We start from the raw sequence: 17,953 nt of genomic DNA, 5'->3' as shown, positions 1-17,953 counted from the left end.
TCATGGCCCACCCGTCCGCAGCCGCCGCCCGCCGGCGCCGCGCCGCCGGCCCTGCCCCCTCACTGACCGGCCCGGCGAGCGACGTGCACCCCGTGCTCCGTCGGGCCACGGCCCCACCCGCCGCTTTAGACCTGCTCGCCCAGGCCCGTGCCGGACTGGACGAGGCCACCGTCCTGGACACGCCGAACGAGCGGTACGCGACGGCCCACCTCGCCGCGCTGCGCACCGCCGCGGCCGTGCTCGCCGCCCGGGGCCGCCCCGAGACCTCCTCGCGCCGCCGGGCCCGCATCCGCCCCGCCTGGGAGGTGCTCCCCGAGGTCGCGCCCGAGCTGACCGAGTGGAGCGCGCTGTTCGCCTCCGGCGCCGCGCGCCGCGCCCGCGCCGAGGCGGGCATCCAGGGCGCCGCCGGCCAGCGCGACGCCGACGATCTCGTACGGGACGTCGCGATGTTCCTCCGCATAGTGGAGCGGATGCTGGTCCTCCAGCCGGCCCTGCCCGCACCACGCGGAGACGCCGACACCGGCCCCGGTGACCAGGCCGGTCCGGACGCCCCGGAAAGAGCGGGCGGACTCCCGCCCACGGGCTGACCCTCGGGCCGACCGACGGGCCGACCCACGACATCCACCGGACCGGGCCCCCGGCCCCCGGCCCCGGGCCTCAGCCGGGTCGTCGTTCGCCCCCGCGACCCTCCGGGCGGGCCGCCGGCCGGCTGCCGGGGTGGGGCGCGTGGGGACGTGCGCTGGTGCGGTGACCAGGGATGGTGCGGAGGCAATAGGGTGGAGGTCGCCTGAAGCGTTCGCCCTGCCGAGGAGTCAACTGCCGTGTCGGACCCGATGCGCCCGCCCGTCTCCCCCCACCACCCGCACACCGCGTCGCTGCGCTCCGACCCTCCTCGTCCCCGCGCCTCCGCCCGTACCGCCGTGGTCTGGGACGTCCTCCAGGAGGCCCTCGACCGCCGGGTCAAGGCCACCGGCCGGGACGCGCTGGACGTCCTCGACACCGGAGGCGGCAGCGGCAAGTTCGCCGTGCCCCTCGCCCGCCTCGGCCACCGCGTCACCGTGGTCGACCCCAGCCCCAACGCCCTGTTCGCGCTGGAGCGCCGCGCCGCCGAGGCCGAGGTCGCCGACCGGGTCAGGGGCGTCCAGGGCGACGCGCACGGCCTGTTCGACGTGGTCGAGCGCGGCGGCTACGACGCCGTCCTGTGCCACGGCGTCCTGGAGTACGTGGACGACCCGGCCGAGGGCGTCCGCAACGCGGTCGCCGCGCTGCGCGCAGAGGGCATCCTCAGCCTGCTCGCCGCCGGCCTCGGCGGCGCCGTACTCGCCCGCGCCCTCGCCGGCCACTTCACCGAGGCCCGCCAAGCCCTCCAGGACCCCGACGGCCGCTGGGGTTCCGGCGATCCGATGCCCCGCCGCTTCACCGCCGAGCAGCTCACCGGGCTGGTGGAGGGTGCCGGTCTGCGCATCGGCGCGGTGCACGGCGTGCGCGTCTTCGCGGACCTCGTGCCCGGCGTTCTCGTGGACACCGAGCCGGGCGCGCTCGACGCGCTGCTGAAGCTGGAGACCGCGGCGGCCGAGCTGCCCGCGTTCCACTCCGTCGCCACCCAGTTGCACGTGCTCGGTGAGACCGAGGGTGCCGCACAGGCCTGAGCGGCACCGCCGTGACCGGCCGCTGATCAGGCTCTCGGCGGCGGATGGAGTACGCCACAAGCCCCCCGAACGAGGGGTTTGCGCCGTATGATCGAGGTACACCGCCCGGCATGACGGGTCGGCCGCCGGGGAATGCAAGCCTCAGTGGGCCGGGACAGCCATGACGGACTCCGGTTGGCCAATTGGCGTAGAGGGGCGGGTTTCACGGGGGCGATTCCCTGCCTATCCTGAAGGGACCCCCCGGGTCGCCCCGGCGACTGCACGATGAGGAGGACTCCGTGCCGCTCTCGGAGCACGAGCAGCGCATGCTCGAGCAGATGGAGCGAGCGCTGTACGCCGAAGATCCGAAGTTCGCGTCAGCGCTTGAGGGAAACGGGCTGCGGACGTACACCCGGCGGCGGGTCTACCAGGCGGTCGCGGGCTTCCTCGTCGGTATCGCGCTCCTCATGGCCGGAATGGTCGCCCAGCTGATCTGGATCAGCGTGGTGGGTTTCCTCGTCATGCTCGGCTGCGCCGTGCTCGCCGTCACCGGCTGGCGCAAGGCCCCGAAGCCGGGCGAGCAGCCCCCGGGCGTCCGCCAGGTGCGGCCGAAGCGCTCCGTGATGGACCGGATCGAGCAGCGCTGGCAGCGCCGGCGGGACGAACAGGGCCACTGACCGCCGCGCGGCAGCGGCGCCGGCCACGACAGACGGACGGAGAGGGGCGGCCACCACCGGGTGGCCGCCCCTCTCCATGAACGCTCGCCCCCGCACACGGTGCGCGCACCCCGGGTGGCCGCCCCCGCCACGGATGCCCTCGGCCCGTCGCTTCGACGGCAGCGGCGGCCCGGCCCGGACCGCCGTCCGGGCCCGTGAGCTAAGCCCAGTCCCCTCGCCCCGACGGCCACCTGCCTCTGGCGGAGGGGCGCCCGGCGCGTGTGCGCCCACCCCGCCGTGCCGACGGTCTCCGTACTCTCGGCCGGACCACGGACGGGCCGTGCCCTCAACCCCGTTGTCCTCCGTACTCTCGGCCGGACCACGGACGGGCCGTGCCCTCAGCCCCGTTGCCCTGACGGCCGGCGCAGTCTCGGGCGGAGGGTCGACCGGGTTCGCAGGGCGGACCAGCGGGCCGACAGGTTCCAGAGCACGCGGACGGCCGAACGGGGGAGGAGCAGCGCCCGCAGCCGCGTTCGGGTGCTCACCGTGGCCCGCAGTGCCTCCGTCACCCGGCGCACGTCCTCCGCCGCACCCGGGGCCGGATGCGGCCGGGGCGCGTACAGCACCCGCTCCACCGCGTCCGCCAGCCGGTGCACGGCGGCCCCGGCCGCCGGATCGAGGTGCCCCAGCCGGACGACCCGGGCGGCGGCCCCACGCGGGGTCAGCGACTCGTCGGGTGTGATGCCGTGGTCCCAGGCGCTGTCCGTCAGCTCCTGCCAGGCCGCCAGGGTGTGTGCCGCCGCGCCCTCCGGCGTCCGGGAGTGCCCGCCGAGCCGCAGCGCGCGCATCCGTCTCCGCCACAGCAGCGGCGACAACGCCGCCACCAGTACCAGCAGCCCGCCCAGCCCGGCCGGCAGCCACCACCACGGGCCGGGACCGCCGCCCCCGGGATGGGCGGCCGCCGCCGCGGACGCGCCGGCGCAGGGTACCGGCCGGCGCGGCTCGCCGGCGCAGCTCGCGCTCGGCGAGGCCGCCGCCGAAGGTGCCGAGGAGGCCTTCCCGGACGGCAGCGACTCCTGCGGCAGCGAGGTGCCGGGCGTGTCCGGCTGGGTGTACGACGGCGCGGTGCCGCGGGTCGGGGTCGGCTCGAAGCGGGTCCAGCCCACCCCCTCGAAGTACAGCTCGGGCCAGGCGTGCGCGTCCTTCTGGTTCACCGCGACCGTGCCGTCGGCCTGCGGGGTGCCGGGCGCGAAGCCGACCGCGACCCGGGCCGGGATGCCGAGGGTGCGGGCCATCGCCGCCATGGTGAAGGAGAAGTGGATACAGAAGCCCTGCTTCTTCTTCAGGAAGTTCGCTATGGCCCCGGGTCCGCGCCCGACCGCCACCTGGGTGTCGTACTGGAAGCCTCCGGTGACGGCGAAGTAGTCCTGGAGCTTGACGGCTTCCTCGTAGTGGCTGCCGGCGCCGGCGGTGATCCTCCGGGCGGTGCGGGCGACCACCTTCGGCAACGCGGACGGCACGCCGGTGTACTCGCGCCGCAGGGCCGCCGGCGGTTGCGGCGCGGAGGCCAGCTGCCGCGCGGTCGGCCGCACGGCCAGGCTGGTCACCTGGTAGGTCTGGCCGCGCGTGGTCTGGCCGTGGTCGCCGACCAGAGCCATGCCGACCGGCTCGTACCGCCACCGCCCGGCGATCTTCACCCCGCTCGGCGGGTAGGGCATCGGCAGCCAGTCCTGGGCGTACGTGTCCGCCGCCGTGACGGTCGTGCGCACCGTGCCGCGCCTGACGTCGCCGCCGAGCCCGACGGGGATCGGGAAGGTGCCCGGCACGCCGACGACGTGCCGCTGGGCCGGCTTCCACGTGGTGCCGTCGAAGTCGTCCAGGGACACGATCCGCAGATACAGGTCGGAGATGTCGTCGGTGTCGGTGCGCAGGGACAGCAGCCGGCGGTCGTCATCGGTGTTCAGGTCGTCGCGCAGCGACACCAGCAGGCTGACCGCGGAGCCGCCGGCTCCCGGGCCGTCGCCCGGCCCCACACCCGTGCCGGCGCGGTCCAGCAGCCCGCCGTGCATCGCGGGCAGGGCGAGCGGCACCGTCAGGGCCACACCGAGCGCGACCGCGCCGATCCGGCGCCCGGTGCGCACCGGTGCGAGGGCCCCGCCCTCGGAGACGCCCGGGGCGCGGGGCGCGCCGCCGAAGACCCGGCCCCACTGCGCGAGCCGGTCCCGGCCCTCCGCGAGCAGCAGCATCAGATAGCCGGCCGCCGCCGCGAGGAACCACAGCCAGTCGGCGCCGCCCTCGGACAGGCCCGCGGCCACCGAGTACAGCGCGAGCAGCGGCAGACCGGCCGGCGCGGCGCTGCGGAAGGTCACCGCCAGCGTGTCCACCAGCAGCCCGATCAGCAGCACACCGCCGATCAGCATCAGCCGGATGCCGTCGTGCAGCGGCGCCGGAATCGCGTACCGGCTGATGTCGTCCGAGCCCTGCCGGAACAGGTCGGCGAAGGACCGGAAGGTGTCCGGGCCGGGGACCAGCCCCGCGAACGCGTGCTGCCGGGCGAACACCAGGGTGAGCAGCAGCAGGGTGGCCAGCGCCTGCGCCACCACCGTCAGCGGCCGGCCCAGCGGCACGCGCCGGGCCGCCACGCCCACCCCGGTCTGCACCGCCAGCAGCGGCACCAGTTCGAGCAGCCAGGTCGGCTGGTCGACGAGGGGGAGCAGCGCGCAGGAGGTCAGCAGCGTGGCCGCCGCCGCGCTCAGGGCCAGCCGTGCCCGTCCGCTCATCCCCGTGCCTCCCCGCTCACGGCGGCCAGGCCCGAGCGTTCCCGGTCGGCCTGCCGCCACAGTCCGTCCAGCGAGGCGCCGCGCGGCACGCTCAGTGCCGTCCAGCCCGCCTCGCGCAGCATCCGCAGCCGCTCCCCGTACGCCCCGCCCGGGCGGGGCACGTCGGTCGTCTCGCGGGTCCAGGTGTCGGGGTCCAGTACGAAGGCGACGGCGCCGCTGCGCCGGCTCATCCTGGCGACCGTCGTGGCCTGTTCCTCGTCCAGGTCGCCGAGGAAGGCGACCAGCAGCCCGTCGTCGCCGCCGCGCAGCGCGTCGTACGCCCGGGACAGACCGGTGCCGTCGGAGTGGTCGAGCACGGCGAGGGTGTCCATCATCAGCCCGGCCGCGTCCGCCGTCTCCTGGCCCGTGCCCGCGAAGCCGTCGGTGCTCTCGCCGGGCACCGCGCTGCCGCTGTCGGTCAGCAGCCGTACCGAGAAGCCGCGTTCGAGCATGTGCGCGAGTACCGAGGCGGCACCGGAGACCGCCCACTCGAAGGCCGAGTCGGGGCCGGCGCCCTCGTAGGCGCCGCCCCGGGTGTCCAGGAGCACGGTGCACCGGGCGCGCCGGGGCTGCTCCTCGCGGCGCACCATCAGCTCGCCGTAGCGCGCGGTGGAACGCCAGTGCACCCGGCGCAGGTCGTCGCCGTAGCGGTACCCGCGCGGGATCACGTCGTCCTCGCCCGCCAGGGCCAGCGAGCGCTGCCGCCCGTCGCCGTACCCCTGGGCCTCGCCGCTGAAGCGGACCGGGGCCAGCGGTTCCACGTGCGGGACGACCGTCAGGGTGTCGTACGCGGAGAAGGAGCGGGTCAGCTCGCACATGCCGAAGGGGTCGGTGAGCCGCAGCTGGAGCGGGCCCAGCGGATAACGGCCCCGCAGGTCGGAGCGGACCCGGTAGGACACCTCGCGCCGCCCGCCCGGCTCGACCCGGTCCAGCACGAACCGGGGCCGGGGCCCGAGGACGTACGGCACCCGGTCCTGGAGCATGAGGAGACCGGTCGGCAGCCGGGAGACGTTGTCCATGCGCAGGTGCACGCGGGCCTCGGTGCCGGCCGGCACCCGCCCGGGGGAGAGCCGGCGGGCGGCGGCCACCCGGTGGCGCGTGCGGTACAGCACGGTGGCGCACACCAGCGGGAGCACGGCGAGCAGCAGCCCGACCCGCAGCAGATCGCTCTGGCCCAGCACGTAGGCGCAGACCGCGGCGGCGATCCCGGCCGCCAGGAAGGAGCGGCCACGGGTGGTGAGCCCCGCCAGGGCCGTACGGACCCCGCCCGCATCCGCGCTGCCGGTGTCCACCGGTCCGGCCCCCCCGGCGTCCATCAGAGCCTCCGCGGCGGCTGCTGGGGATAGGCCGGGATGGTCCGGCCCAGGCCGCCGAAGCCGCTCTGCTGCCCGGGCACCGCGGGCACCGAGGTGTGCTGGAGGATCTCCAGCACCATCTGCTCGGCCGTACGCCGGTTCAGCTGGGCCTGGGCGGTGGGCAGCAGGCGGTGGGCGAGGACGGCGACGGCGAGTGCCTGGACGTCGTCCGGCAGTGCGTAGTCCCGGCCGGCGAGGGCCGCGGAGGCCTTCGCGGCCCGCAGCAGGTGCAGCGTCGCGCGCGGGGAGGCGCCGAGTCTGAGATCGGGGTGCGCGCGGGTGGCGGCGACCAGCTCGACCGCGTACCGCCGGACCGCCTCGGAGACGTGCACCTCGCGCACGGCCTCGGTCAGTTTCACGATGTCGTGCGCGTGCGCCACCGGCCGCAGGTCCTCCAGCGGGCTGACCCCGCCGTGCACGTCGAGCATCCGCAGCTCGGCCTCCACGCTCGGGTAGCCGACGGAGACACGGGCCATGAAGCGGTCGCGCTGCGCCTCGGGCAGCGGGTAGGTGCCCTCCATCTCGACCGGGTTCTGGGTGGCCACCACCATGAAGGGGCTGGGCAGTTCGTACGTCTGCCCGTCGATGGTGACCTGCCGCTCCTCCATGGACTCCAGCAGCGCCGACTGGGTCTTCGGCGAGGCGCGGTTGATCTCGTCGCCGATCACGATCTGCGCGAAGATGGCACCCGGCTTGAACTCGAAGTCCCGGCGCTGCTGGTCCCAGATGGACACTCCGGTGATGTCCGAGGGCAGCAGGTCCGGCGTGAACTGGATGCGCCGCACCGAGCAGTCGATGGACCGCGCCAGCGCCTTGGCGAGCATCGTCTTGCCCACGCCGGGAACGTCCTCGAGCAGCAGATGGCCCTCGGCCAGCAGCACGGTCAGCGCGAGCCGTACGACCTCGGGCTTGCCCTCGATCACACTCTCCACCGAGGCGCGCACCCGCTCCACGGTGGCGGTCAGATCATCCCCCGCCCCCGCATACGCCCGGGCGGTGGCGCCCCCATGGCTCGCTGGATCGTCATAGGTCGACACCCGGCCCTCCTCGGCCCGTACTTTCCGGGCCGACGCTCTCGATGCGCGGCCGGCCCACCCCGGAACACGGACACCACGCGGGAAAGGTTCCGCGTGACGTCACATCCCGCATTCTTGCTGCCGTTACGGATTCGTGTCACTCGCCTGTGGACAACTGCCCGCACGATGTCGGCCTTAGGGCCTTTTTCGACCACATTTTCGATACGTGCGCGGCGAGATGTGTTCCGGGGTGGCCGGCCGGCGGCCGGGTTCGGGCCGGGTCAGGCCGGGTCGACCTCGCGCAGCCGGCCGGTGCGCACGTCGAAGACGAAGCCGCGGACGTCGTCGGTGTGCAGCATGAAGGGCGAGGTGCGCACGCGCTGCATGGACTGGCGCACGTCCTGGTCCACGTCCCGGAAGGACTCCACCGCCCAGGCCGGCCGCTGGCCGATCTCCATCTCCAGCTCGGTGCGGAAGTCCTCGGTGAGGGCCTCCAGTCCGCAGCCGGTGTGGTGGATCAGCACCACGCTGCGGGTGCCCAGCTTGCGCTGGCTGATGGTCAGGGACCGGATGACGTCGTCGGTGACCACACCGCCCGCGTTGCGGATCGTGTGACAGTCTCCGAGCTGGAGGCCGAGCGCCTTGTGCAGGTCGAGCCGGGCGTCCATACAGGCGACCACGGCGACACGGAGCACGGGACGGGCGTCCATGCCGGGGTCCGTGAAGGCCTCGGCATACCGCTGGTTGGCCGCCACCAGGCGGTCGGTCACGTCGGCGCCCTCGGTTATGGCGTCTTCGGATCCAGTGGGCACTGCTGCGGAAGTCGTCATGAGGACGACGTTACTGGTCACGTGGCGTTCCGGCCTGCTGTGAGAGAGGACAAAGAACGCCATCGCGGCTTGTTGTGAGCCAACCCACAGGGGGACGGACCCGGACCGGACGGATGAATCGGTTCGAACAGCCGCCTTCGTCCCGCCGCGGCGCACGACGCGCAGGCCGGTTGATTGACCGCGAGACACGGTGGACTAAAGTGGCGCGAAGCGGGAGGCGTGGCTCTCCCTGCTGGTGAAACACCCGAAGACCCCGGCACACGCCCGGACCGTCTCCCCACGTGCGCGGGCGCGTACGTACGGCTCGGCCTCCTCCCGCTCCCGGCCGGCCGACGCTTCCGGCGCCGGCAGGCCGCCCCTCCACGAGCCGGCGGGGACCCGGCGGTGCGTACGGCCGCGCCGGATCCTGAGAGGCCCCCTTGAGCCAGAGTCGACACGTCCCGGTGATGCTCCAGCGGTGCCTGGACCTGCTGGCGCCCGCCCTGGAACGCCCGGGAGCGGTGGTCGTCGACTGCACCCTCGGGCTCGGCGGCCACAGCGAGGCGCTGCTGGCCCGGTTCCCCGGGGCGCGGCTGATCGGCCTCGACCGCGACAAGGAGGCGCTGCGCCTGTCCGGCGAGCGGCTCGCACCGTACGGGGACCGCGCCACCCTCGTGCACGCCGTGTACGACGAACTGCCCGACGTACTGGACCGGCTCCGCATCGCGCGCGTCCAGGGCGTGCTGTTCGACCTCGGGGTCTCCTCCATGCAGCTCGACGAGGCCGACCGCGGCTTCGCCTACGCCCAGGACGCGCCCCTGGACATGCGCATGGACCAGACGGCCGGCATCAGCGCTGCCGAGGTCCTCAACACCTACCCGCCGGGCGACCTCGTGCGCATCCTGCGCGCGTACGGCGAGGAGAAGCAGGCCAAGCGGATCGTCTCCGCGATCGTCCGTGAGCGGGAGAAGGAGCCGTTCACGAACAGCGCCCGGCTCGTGACCCTGATCCGCGACGCCCTGCCGCAGGCCGCCAAGCGCACCGGCGGCAACCCGGCCAAGCGCACCTTCCAGGCGCTGCGCATCGAGGTGAACGGCGAACTGGCCGTCCTGGAGCGGGCGGTCCCGGCCGCCGTGAAGGCCCTGGACGTGGGCGGGCGGATCGCCGTGCTGTCGTACCACTCGCTCGAGGACCGGCTCGTCAAGCACGTGTTCGCGGCCGGAGCGGCGTCCACCGCGCCGCCCGGGCTGCCGGTCGTGCCCGAGCGTTACCAGCCGCGGCTCAAGCTGCTCACCCGTGGTGCCGAACTTCCCACGGAGGACGAGATCACCGAGAACCGCCGCGCCGCCCCGGCGAGACTGCGGGGCGCCGAGCGCATCAGGGAGGACGTCGAGTGAGCCAGACGGGTCGGTGGGTTCCCCCCACGCACCGGGAACCGGTTCCCGCCACGCACCCGGGGACCGGTCACCTCCGGGCACGGGGGGAGCGGTGAGCAGGAAACCCCAGCTGAAGGGGAGGGCGGCCCGGCTCGCCCGGCTCTTCCCGGCCGGCCGCGCCCGGGCGGCCCGCACCCCGTTCGTGCTCCTCGTCGTCCTGCTCCTGGGCGGCGGCCTCATCGGGCTGCTGGTCCTCAACTCCGCCCTCAGCGAAGGCTCGTTCCAACTGGCCGATCTCCAGAAACAGACCAAGAACCTCACCGACGAGGAGCAGTCCCTCCAGCGGGACATCGACGCCTACTCGTCCCCCGACGCCCTCCAGCGCCGCGCCCAGGAGCTCGGCATGGTCCCCGGCGGCGACCCGGCCTTCCTCGGCCCCGGCGGCACCGTGCGCGGTGTCCCCAGCCCCGCCCCCGAGTCCGCCGTCTTCTCCGGCCCCCTCGACCCCGGGGCGGTGCTCCCGGCCGCCGGCCTCCCCGCCGCCCCGCCCCAGCCGCCCACCGCGGCGCCCCCCGCCCCGCCGGCCCAGCCCCCGGTGGGCGACCCCCTGGCCCCCGCCCCGGCAGCCGCGCCGCCCCTCACCCCCCAGACCGCCCCCACCCCGACCCCCGGCAGGTGACGGAAGTGTCCGACAGGCAACCGCCCCGCCGCCGCGTGCCCGGACCCGCCAAGCCGCCCCGGCCACGGGGCGCCGTCCGGCGGCAGCCCGGGCCCGGCGCCCGCCCGGCCCGCCGCCCCGCCGGGGCCCGGCCCATGCCCCCGCGTCCCCTCCGGCTCGGCAGCCCCCGGCCCCGGCTGCGCCTGGTCGGCCTCGGCCTGACCCTGGTCTTGCTCGCCTTCGTCGTACGGCTGCTCCAGGTCCAGGCCGTCGACGCGAGCGCCTACGCGGCCCGGGCCGAGCAGAACCGCTACGTGGTGCACACCCTGGCCGCCGCGCGCGGCGGGATCACCGACCGCAACGGCGTGGCCCTCGCCATCAGCGAGGACGCGTACGACATCACGGCCGACCCGACGATGTTCACCGCCAAGCAGCTGAAGACCGGCGACGGCCCCGAGCAGGCAGCCGCGCTGCTCGCGCCGATCCTCGGCCAGGACCAGGCGACGCTCGTCCAGAAGCTGCGGCCCGCCAACAGGAACTCCCGCTACACCCGGCTCGCCGCGCGGCAGACCCCGCAGGTCTGGAAGCAGATCAAGGACCTCAAGGCCGCGCTCGCCAAGAAGGCGGGGACGGACCGGCACACCGCCAATGTGCTGGCCGGCGTCTTCGCCGATCCCAGCAGCCAGCGCGTGTACCCCAACGGAGACCTGGCCGCCGGGATACTGGGCTGGGTCAACGCCGACGGCCGGGGCGGCGGCGGCATCGAGCAGGAACTGGACAAGCAGCTCACCGGCAAGGACGGCAAGGTCCGGTACGCCCAGTCGGGCGGCCGCCAGGTGCCGACCGTGGGGTCGACGCAGACACCGGCCGTGCCCGGGGCCGACGTCGAGCTGACCATCGACCGGGACATCCAGTGGGCCGCGCAGAACGCCATCACCGAGCAGGTGAAGAAGTCCCGGGCGGACCGCGGGTACGTCATCGTCCAGGACACCCGCACCGGCCAGATCCTGGCCATGGCCAACTCGCCCGGCTTCGACCCGAACGACCTGTCGAAGGCCGACGGCGACGCCATGGGCAACGCCGCCCTCCAGGACGCCTTCGAGCCCGGCTCCACCGCCAAGGTGATGTCCATGGCGGCCGTGCTGGAGCAGAACGTGGCGACCCCGCTCACCCACGTCGTCGTACCCAACCGGCTGCACCGCGGCGACCGCCTCTTCCAGGACGACATCGACCACGCCACCTGGTACCTCACGCTCAACGGCGTGCTCGCCAAGTCCAGCAACATCGGCACCATCCTGGCCACCGGCGAACTCGGCAGGTCCCAGCCCGAGGCCAACCGGATCCTCCACTCCTATCTGCACCGGTTCGGCATCGGCGGCTACACCGGGCTGGACTTCCCCGGTGAGACCCGCGGCATCCTCGCGCCGCCGCAGAAGTGGTCCACCTCGCAGCAGTACACGATTCCTTTCGGCCAGGGCTTCTCCATCAACGCGATGCAGGCCGCCTCCGTGTACTCGACGATCGCCAACGGCGGAGTGCGCGTCGAGCCGAGCCTGGTGCGCGGCACGAAGGGTGCCGACGGGCGCTTCACACCCGCCCACAAGCCCACGAAGACCCGGGTGGTCAGCGCGAAGACCGCCAAGGCGGTCGCCCAGATGCTGGAGTCGGTCGTGGACGACGAGCAGGGCACCGGCATCAAGGCCCGCATCCCCGGGTACCGGGTCGCGGGCAAGACCGGCACGGCCAACCGCGTGGATCCGGCCACCGGCCGCTATCGCGGGTACACCTCGTCGTTCGCCGGTTTCGCGCCCGCGGACAACCCGCGCGTCACCGTGTACTGCGCCATCCAGAACGCCACCGCCGGCAGCTACTTCGGCGGTCAGATCTGCGGTCCCATCTACAAGCAGGTGATGGAGTTCGCCCTCAAGACCCTCCAGATCCCGCCGACCGGAGCCAGGGCCGCCAACCTGCCCGTCGACTACAAGCCCTGATCAGCACCCCGGAAACACCAGGAACCAGCTCGTGACAACGATCACCCCCGACGACGGGAACCACGGGGCCGAGGGCCCCTCGCTTCGCTCCGGAGCGGGTGCGCCCGGTACGCTCACCGCCGTGCCACACGCTGATCAGTCCCAAACCACCCAGAAGGGCGCTTCCGTGACATATCCGGGACCGCCGCGACCGGTCGAGGTCTCCGCCACACCCCTCGCGGAACTCGCCGATCAGCTGGGTGCCGCCGCTCCGGCCGGCTCCGCCGAGGTCACGGGCATCACCCACGACTCCCGTGCCGTCCGCCCCGGCGACCTGTACGCCGCCCTGCCGGGTGCCCGGCTGCACGGCGCCGACTTCGCCACCCAGGCCGCCGGTCTGGGCGCGGTCGCCGTGCTCACCGATCCGACGGGCGCCGAACGCGCCGCCGCCACCGGGCTGCCCGTACTCGTCGTGGACGACCCGCGCGCGGGGATGGGCGAACTCGCGGCCACCATCTACGGCCGGCCGGGCCGCGACCTGCTCCAGATCGGCATCACCGGCACCTCAGGCAAGACCACCACGGCCTATCTGGTCGAGGGCGGCCTGAAGACCGCGCGCAGCACCGGACTCATCGGCACCGTCGAGATGCGCATCGGCGAGGAGCGCATCAAGTCCGAGCGCACCACCCCCGAGGCCACCGACCTCCAGGCCCTGTTCGCCGTCATGCGCGAACGCGGTGTCGAGGCGGTCGCCATGGAGGTCTCCAGCCACGCCCTGGTCCTCGGCCGGGTCGACGGCTGCGTCTTCGACATCGCCGTCTTCACCAACCTCAGCCCGGAGCACATGGAGTTCCACTCCGGCATGGAGGACTACTTCCAGGCGAAGGCCCAGCTGTTCACGCCGCGGCGCAGCAGGCTCGGTGTCGTCAACACCGACGACGAGTACGGCCGCCGGCTCGCCGCCGAGGCGGGCGTCCCCGTCGTCACCTTCTCCGCCGAGGGCCACCCCGACGCCGACTGGCGCGCCGAGGACGTCCAGGTCGGTCCGATGGACTCGACGTTCACCGTCCTCGGCCCGAACGGCGAGCGGGTCCAGGCCAGGTCCCCGCTGCCGGGCCCGTTCAACGTGGCGAACACCCTCGCCGCCGTCGTCGCCCTCGCCGCGGCCGGCCTCGACCCGCAGGCGGCCGCCGACGGCATCGCGGCCGTGCCGGGCGTCCCCGGCCGTCTGGAGCGCGTCGACGCCGGGCAGCCGTACCTCGCGGTCGTCGACTACGCCCACAAGACCGATGCGGTCGAGTCCGTGCTCAAGGCGCTGCGCAAGGTGACCAAGGGCCGGCTGCACGTCGTCCTCGGCTGTGGCGGCGACCGCGACCGGACCAAGCGCGCCCCGATGGGCGCCGCCGTGGCCCGGCTGGCCGACACGGCCGTACTGACCTCCGACAACCCCCGCTCCGAGGATCCCCTCGCGATCCTCGCGACCATGCTCCAGGGCGCGGCCTCCGTGCCCGCGCACGAGCGCGGCGAGGTGCTCCTGTTCGAGGAACGGGCCGCCGCCGTCGCCGCCGCCGTGGGCCGCGCCCAGGCCGGCGACACGGTACTGGTCGCGGGCAAGGGCCACGAGCAGGGCCAGGACATCGCCGGCGTGATCCGTCCCTTCGACGACCGCCAGGTGCTTCGCGAAGCTATCCAGCAGACCCAGGGATGAACTTGTGATCGCCCTCTCCCTCGCCGAGATCGCAGCAGTCGTCGGCGGGCAGACGCACGACATACCGGATCCGTCCGCGCAGGTCACGGGACCGGTCGTCCGGGACTCCCGCGAGGTGGTGCCCGGCAGCCTGTTCGCCGCCTTCGTCGGCGAGCGCGTGGACGGCCACGACTACGCGGCCCGGGTCGTCCAGGGCGGCGCGGTCGCCGTGCTGGCGTCCCGGCCGGTCGGCGTCCCCGCGATCGTCGTCGACGACGTCCAGACGGCCCTCGGCGCCCTCGCCCGGCACGTCGTACAGCGGCTCGGCGCGACCCTCGTCGCCCTGACCGGCTCGGCCGGCAAGACCAGCACCAAGGACCTCATCGCGCAGGTCCTGCGGCGCAAGGCGCCGACGGTGTTCACCCCCGGCTCGCTCAACAACGAGATCGGGCTGCCGCTGACCGCCCTGACCGCCACCGAGGAGACCCGGTTCCTCGTGCTGGAGATGGGCGCCCGCGGCATCGGGCACATCCGTTACCTCGCGGATCTGACCCCCCCGAAGATCGGCCTGGTGCTCAACGTCGGCACCGCCCACATCGGCGAGTTCGGCGGGCGCGAGCAGATCGCCCAGGCCAAGGGCGAACTCGTGGAGGCCCTTCCCGGGGACGGCGCGGCGATCCTCAACGCCGACGACCCGCTGGTGCGGGCCATGGCCTCCCGTACCAAGGCGAAGGTGGTCCTTTTCGGAGAGTCGGCCGAAGCGGACGTACGCGCCGAGAACGTACGACTCACGGACAGCGGACAGCCCGCCTTCAGGCTTCACACACCCTCCGGTGCAAGCGATGTGACGATGCGCCTGTACGGTGAGCATCACGTGTCGAACGCGCTCGCCGCGGCCGCCGTCGCCCATGAGCTGGGCATGTCCGCAGCTGAGATCGCCACCGCGCTCTCCGAGGCGGGCTCCCTCTCCCGCTGGCGCATGGAGGTCACCGAGCGCCCGGACGGCGTGACCATCGTCAACGACGCCTACAACGCCAACCCCGAGTCCATGCGGGCCGCCCTCAGGGCGCTCGCGGCCATGGGCAAGGGGCGCCGCACGTGGGCGGTGCTCGGCAAGATGGCCGAGCTGGGGGACGAGGCGCTCGCCGAGCACGACGCCGTCGGACGGCTCGCCGTCCGGCTCAACGTCAGCAAGCTCGTCGCCGTCGGGGGGATTGAGGCCTCCTGGCTGCAACTGGGCGCATATAACGAGGGTTCGTGGGGTGAGGAGTCGGTGCACGTGTCCGACGCACAGGCGGCGATCGACCTGTTGCGCAGCGAGTTGCGCCCGGGGGACGTCGTACTCGTGAAGGCGTCCCGGTCGGTGGGGCTGGAGAGCGTGGCCCAGGCGCTCACCGAGACCGGTGCCGAGGGCGGGGTCGATGCCCGATGATGAAGCAGATCCTGTTCTCGGGAGTCATCGGTCTGTTCCTGACCCTGGTCGGCACCCCGCTGCTGATCAAGCTCCTCGCCCGCAAGGGCTACGGCCAGTACATCCGTGACGACGGCCCGCGCGAGCACGCCAGCAAGCGCGGTACGCCGACCATGGGCGGTATCGCCTTCATCCTGGCGACGATCGCCGCGTACTTCCTGAGCAAGCTCATCACCGGCTACCCCCCGACCTACTCCGGTCTGCTGGTCCTCGGCCTGATGGCCGGCATGGGCCTGGTCGGCTTCCTGGACGACTACATCAAGATCGTCAAGCGGCGTTCGCTGGGCCTGCGGGCCAAGGCCAAGATGGCCGGCCAGCTGACCGTCGGCATCGCCTTCGCCGTGCTGTCGCTCCAGTTCTCCGACGCGCGCGGCAACACCCCGGCCTCGACCAAGCTGTCGTTCATCACCGACTTCGGCTGGACGCTCGGCCCGGTGCTGTTCGTCGTCTGGGCGCTGTTCATGATCCTCGCGATGTCGAACGGCGTGAACCTGACCGACGGTCTGGACGGCCTCGCCACCGGCGCTTCCGTCCTCGTCTTCGGCGCCTACACCTTCATCGGCGTCTGGCAGTTCCAGGAGTCCTGCGCCAACGCGGGCACCCTGACCAACCCGGGCGCCTGCTACGAGGTGCGCGACCCGCTGGACCTGGCCGTGATCGCCTCCGCGCTGATGGGCGCCTGCCTGGGCTTCCTGTGGTGGAACACCTCGCCGGCGAAGATCTTCATGGGTGACACCGGTTCGCTCGCGCTCGGCGGTGTCCTCACCGGCCTGGCCATCCTCTCCCGCACGGAGCTGCTGGTGGCCATCATGGGCGGCCTGTTCGTCCTCATCACCATGTCGGTCGTCATCCAGGTCGGCTCCTTCCGGCTCACCGGCAAGCGCGTCTTCCGGATGGCGCCACTCCAGCACCACTTCGAACTCAAGGGCTGGTCCGAGGTACTTGTGGTGGTCCGTTTCTGGATCATCCAGGGCATCTGTGTGATCGTCGGACTGGGCCTCTTCTACGCGGGATGGGCAGCGGACAAGTGACCTCCTCGGTGCCTTCAGAGGCCTTCGCATTCCAGGGCAGGCACGTCACCGTCGCCGGGCTCGGCGTCTCCGGGATCCCGGCGGCGAAGGCGCTGCACGCGCGCGGGGCGGTCGTCACGGTCGTCAACGACGGCGACGACGCACGCGCGCGCGAACAGGCGGCTGAGCTGGAGGCGCTCGGCATCACCGTGCGCCTCGGCGACGGGGCCACCCTGCCCGAGGGCACCGAGCTGATCGTCACCGCGCCCGGCTGGAAGCCGGACAAGCCGCTGTTCCTGGCGGCCGATGCGGCGGGCGTGCCCGTCTGGGGCGACGTGGAGCTGGCCTGGCGCCTGCGCGGCCCCGACGCGGCCCCCTGGCTGGCCGTGACGGGCACCAACGGCAAGACCACGACCGTCCAGATGCTCGCCTCCATCCTGACCGCGGCGGGCCTGCGCACGGCCGCCGTCGGCAACATCGGCGTCTCCCTGCTGGACGCGGTCCTCGGCGAGGAGCGCCACGACGTCCTCGCCGTGGAACTCTCCAGCTACCAGCTGCACTGGGCGCCCTCCCTGCGTGCCCACTCGGCGGTCGTCCTCAACCTCGCGCCGGACCACCTGGACTGGCACGGCTCCATGGAGGCGTACGCGCGCGACAAGGGCCGTATCTACGAGGGGAACCGGGTCGCCTGCGTCTACAACGCCGCCGACCCGGCCACCGAGGACCTCGTGCGCGCGGCCGACGTCGAAGAGGGCTGCCGGGCCGTGGGGTTCACCCTGGGCACGCCCGGACCCTCTCAACTGGGCGTGGTGGACGGCATCCTGGTCGACCGGGCCTTCGTCGAGAACCGGCAGAAGAACGCGCAGGAGCTGGCCGAGGTCTCCGACGTGAACCCGCCGGCCCCGCACAACATCGCCAACGCCCTTGCCGCGGCGGCCCTCGCTCGCGCCTTCGGCGTGCCCGCCACGGCCGTACGCGACGGCCTGCGGGCCTTCCGGCCCGACGCCCACCGCATCGCGCACGTGGCCGACATCGACGGGGTGGCGTACGTCGACGACTCCAAGGCGACCAATACCCACGCCGCGGAAGCCTCGTTGGCGGCATATGAACCGATCGTATGGATTGCGGGCGGTCTGGCGAAGGGCGCGACGTTCGACGAACTGGTCGCCAAGTCGGCGAAGCGACTGCGCGGAGCCGTCCTGATCGGCGCCGACCGGGCACTGATCCGAGAGGCCCTCGCGCGACACGCCCCGGAAGTACCCGTCGTCGACCTCGACCGGACCGACACTGGGGCGATGCTCCAGGCGGTGACTCAGGCGAAGCGGCTGGCCCGGCCCGGCGACACGGTGCTGCTGGCCCCGGCCTGCGCCTCCATGGACATGTTCACCAACTACAACCAGCGCGGCGACGCGTTCGCGGCGGCGGTCCGCGAACTCGGCGCCTGACCCCGGCCGCCTGCCGGGCGGACCTTGGGAGGGACGCGTGGGACGGTCGACGT

14 protein-coding genes are annotated in these 17,953 nt (G+C 73.4%); 10 read left to right on the top strand and 4 right to left on the bottom strand.

Going from position 1 to position 17,953, the window contains the following annotated elements; translation table 11 throughout:
* Positions 1-2 precede the first annotated feature (2 nt).
* The 3 genes from AB0F03_RS00770 (at position 3) to AB0F03_RS00760 (ending at position 2,305) form a co-directional block, all read left to right on the top strand.
* A complete protein-coding gene (locus AB0F03_RS00770) occupies positions 3-587 on the top strand; it encodes an SAV_6107 family HEPN domain-containing protein (RefSeq protein WP_361984796.1) in 585 nt (194 codons plus the stop codon).
* A gap of 234 nt (positions 588-821) precedes the next feature.
* Positions 822-1,649, top strand: coding sequence for a methyltransferase (locus tag AB0F03_RS00765; RefSeq protein ID WP_361984793.1), 828 nt, complete (start codon positions 822-824; stop codon positions 1,647-1,649).
* A 278-nt stretch (positions 1,650-1,927) separates the two neighbouring features.
* On the top strand, positions 1,928-2,305 hold the full coding sequence (locus AB0F03_RS00760) for a DUF3040 domain-containing protein (RefSeq protein ID WP_356820718.1): 378 nt from the start codon (positions 1,928-1,930) through the stop codon (positions 2,303-2,305).
* A 377-nt stretch (positions 2,306-2,682) separates the two neighbouring features.
* On the opposite strand, the gene AB0F03_RS00755 is transcribed toward AB0F03_RS00760, so the two are convergent.
* The 4 genes from AB0F03_RS00755 to AB0F03_RS00740 all read right to left on the bottom strand — a co-directional run bounded on the left by AB0F03_RS00755 (position 2,683) and on the right by AB0F03_RS00740 (position 8,304).
* The gene (locus AB0F03_RS00755) at positions 2,683-5,064 is read right to left on the bottom strand and encodes a DUF3488 and transglutaminase-like domain-containing protein (RefSeq protein WP_361984790.1); all 2,382 of its coding nucleotides are present in this window, start codon (positions 5,062-5,064) and stop codon (positions 2,683-2,685) included.
* Positions 5,061-6,419: a DUF58 domain-containing protein gene (locus AB0F03_RS00750; RefSeq protein WP_361984788.1), complete on the bottom strand. Its 1,359-nt coding sequence runs from the start codon at positions 6,417-6,419 to the stop codon at positions 5,061-5,063. Before AB0F03_RS00750 ends, AB0F03_RS00755 begins: the two co-directional genes overlap by 4 nt.
* On the bottom strand, positions 6,419-7,495 hold the full coding sequence (locus AB0F03_RS00745; RefSeq protein WP_361984785.1) for a MoxR family ATPase: 1,077 nt from the start codon (positions 7,493-7,495) through the stop codon (positions 6,419-6,421). Before AB0F03_RS00745 ends, AB0F03_RS00750 begins: the two co-directional genes overlap by 1 nt.
* Before the next feature lie 260 nt (positions 7,496-7,755).
* The gene (locus AB0F03_RS00740) at positions 7,756-8,304 is read right to left on the bottom strand and encodes a carbonic anhydrase (RefSeq protein WP_361984782.1); all 549 of its coding nucleotides are present in this window, start codon (positions 8,302-8,304) and stop codon (positions 7,756-7,758) included.
* Between the two features lie 419 nt (positions 8,305-8,723).
* Between AB0F03_RS00740 and rsmH the strand changes: the two genes are divergently transcribed.
* The 7 genes from rsmH (at position 8,724) to murD (ending at position 17,900) form a co-directional block, all read left to right on the top strand.
* Positions 8,724-9,680, top strand: coding sequence for a 16S rRNA (cytosine(1402)-N(4))-methyltransferase RsmH (gene rsmH / locus AB0F03_RS00735; protein ID WP_361984779.1), 957 nt, complete (start codon positions 8,724-8,726; stop codon positions 9,678-9,680).
* Positions 9,681-9,771: 91 nt separating this feature from the next.
* Positions 9,772-10,338, top strand: coding sequence for a septum formation initiator family protein (locus AB0F03_RS00730; RefSeq protein WP_361984777.1), 567 nt, complete (start codon positions 9,772-9,774; stop codon positions 10,336-10,338).
* Positions 10,339-10,343: 5 nt separating this feature from the next.
* On the top strand, positions 10,344-12,308 hold the full coding sequence (locus AB0F03_RS00725) for a penicillin-binding transpeptidase domain-containing protein (RefSeq protein WP_361984774.1): 1,965 nt from the start codon (positions 10,344-10,346) through the stop codon (positions 12,306-12,308).
* Positions 12,309-12,339: 31 nt separating this feature from the next.
* The gene (locus tag AB0F03_RS00720; RefSeq protein WP_361984771.1) at positions 12,340-13,995 is read left to right on the top strand and encodes a UDP-N-acetylmuramoyl-L-alanyl-D-glutamate--2,6-diaminopimelate ligase; all 1,656 of its coding nucleotides are present in this window, start codon (positions 12,340-12,342) and stop codon (positions 13,993-13,995) included.
* A gap of 4 nt (positions 13,996-13,999) precedes the next feature.
* Positions 14,000-15,406 carry a UDP-N-acetylmuramoyl-tripeptide--D-alanyl-D-alanine ligase gene (gene murF / locus AB0F03_RS00715; protein ID WP_361984768.1) on the top strand — a complete coding sequence of 469 codons (1,407 nt, stop codon included), beginning with the start codon at positions 14,000-14,002 and terminating at the stop codon, positions 15,404-15,406.
* Complete coding sequence (gene mraY, locus AB0F03_RS00710; protein WP_361985798.1) at positions 15,406-16,476, top strand: phospho-N-acetylmuramoyl-pentapeptide-transferase; 1,071 nt, start codon at positions 15,406-15,408, stop codon at positions 16,474-16,476. Before murF ends, mraY begins: the two co-directional genes overlap by 1 nt.
* The gene (gene murD / locus AB0F03_RS00705) at positions 16,458-17,900 is read left to right on the top strand and encodes a UDP-N-acetylmuramoyl-L-alanine--D-glutamate ligase (RefSeq protein ID WP_361984766.1); all 1,443 of its coding nucleotides are present in this window, start codon (positions 16,458-16,460) and stop codon (positions 17,898-17,900) included. Before mraY ends, murD begins: the two co-directional genes overlap by 19 nt.
* Positions 17,901-17,953: the final 53 nt, after the last annotated feature.

This window comes from Streptomyces sp. NPDC028722 (genome assembly GCF_040637655.1).
Classification (GTDB): domain Bacteria; phylum Actinomycetota; class Actinomycetes; order Streptomycetales; family Streptomycetaceae; genus Streptomyces.
This window is presented reverse-complemented; position numbering and strand designations above follow the sequence as displayed.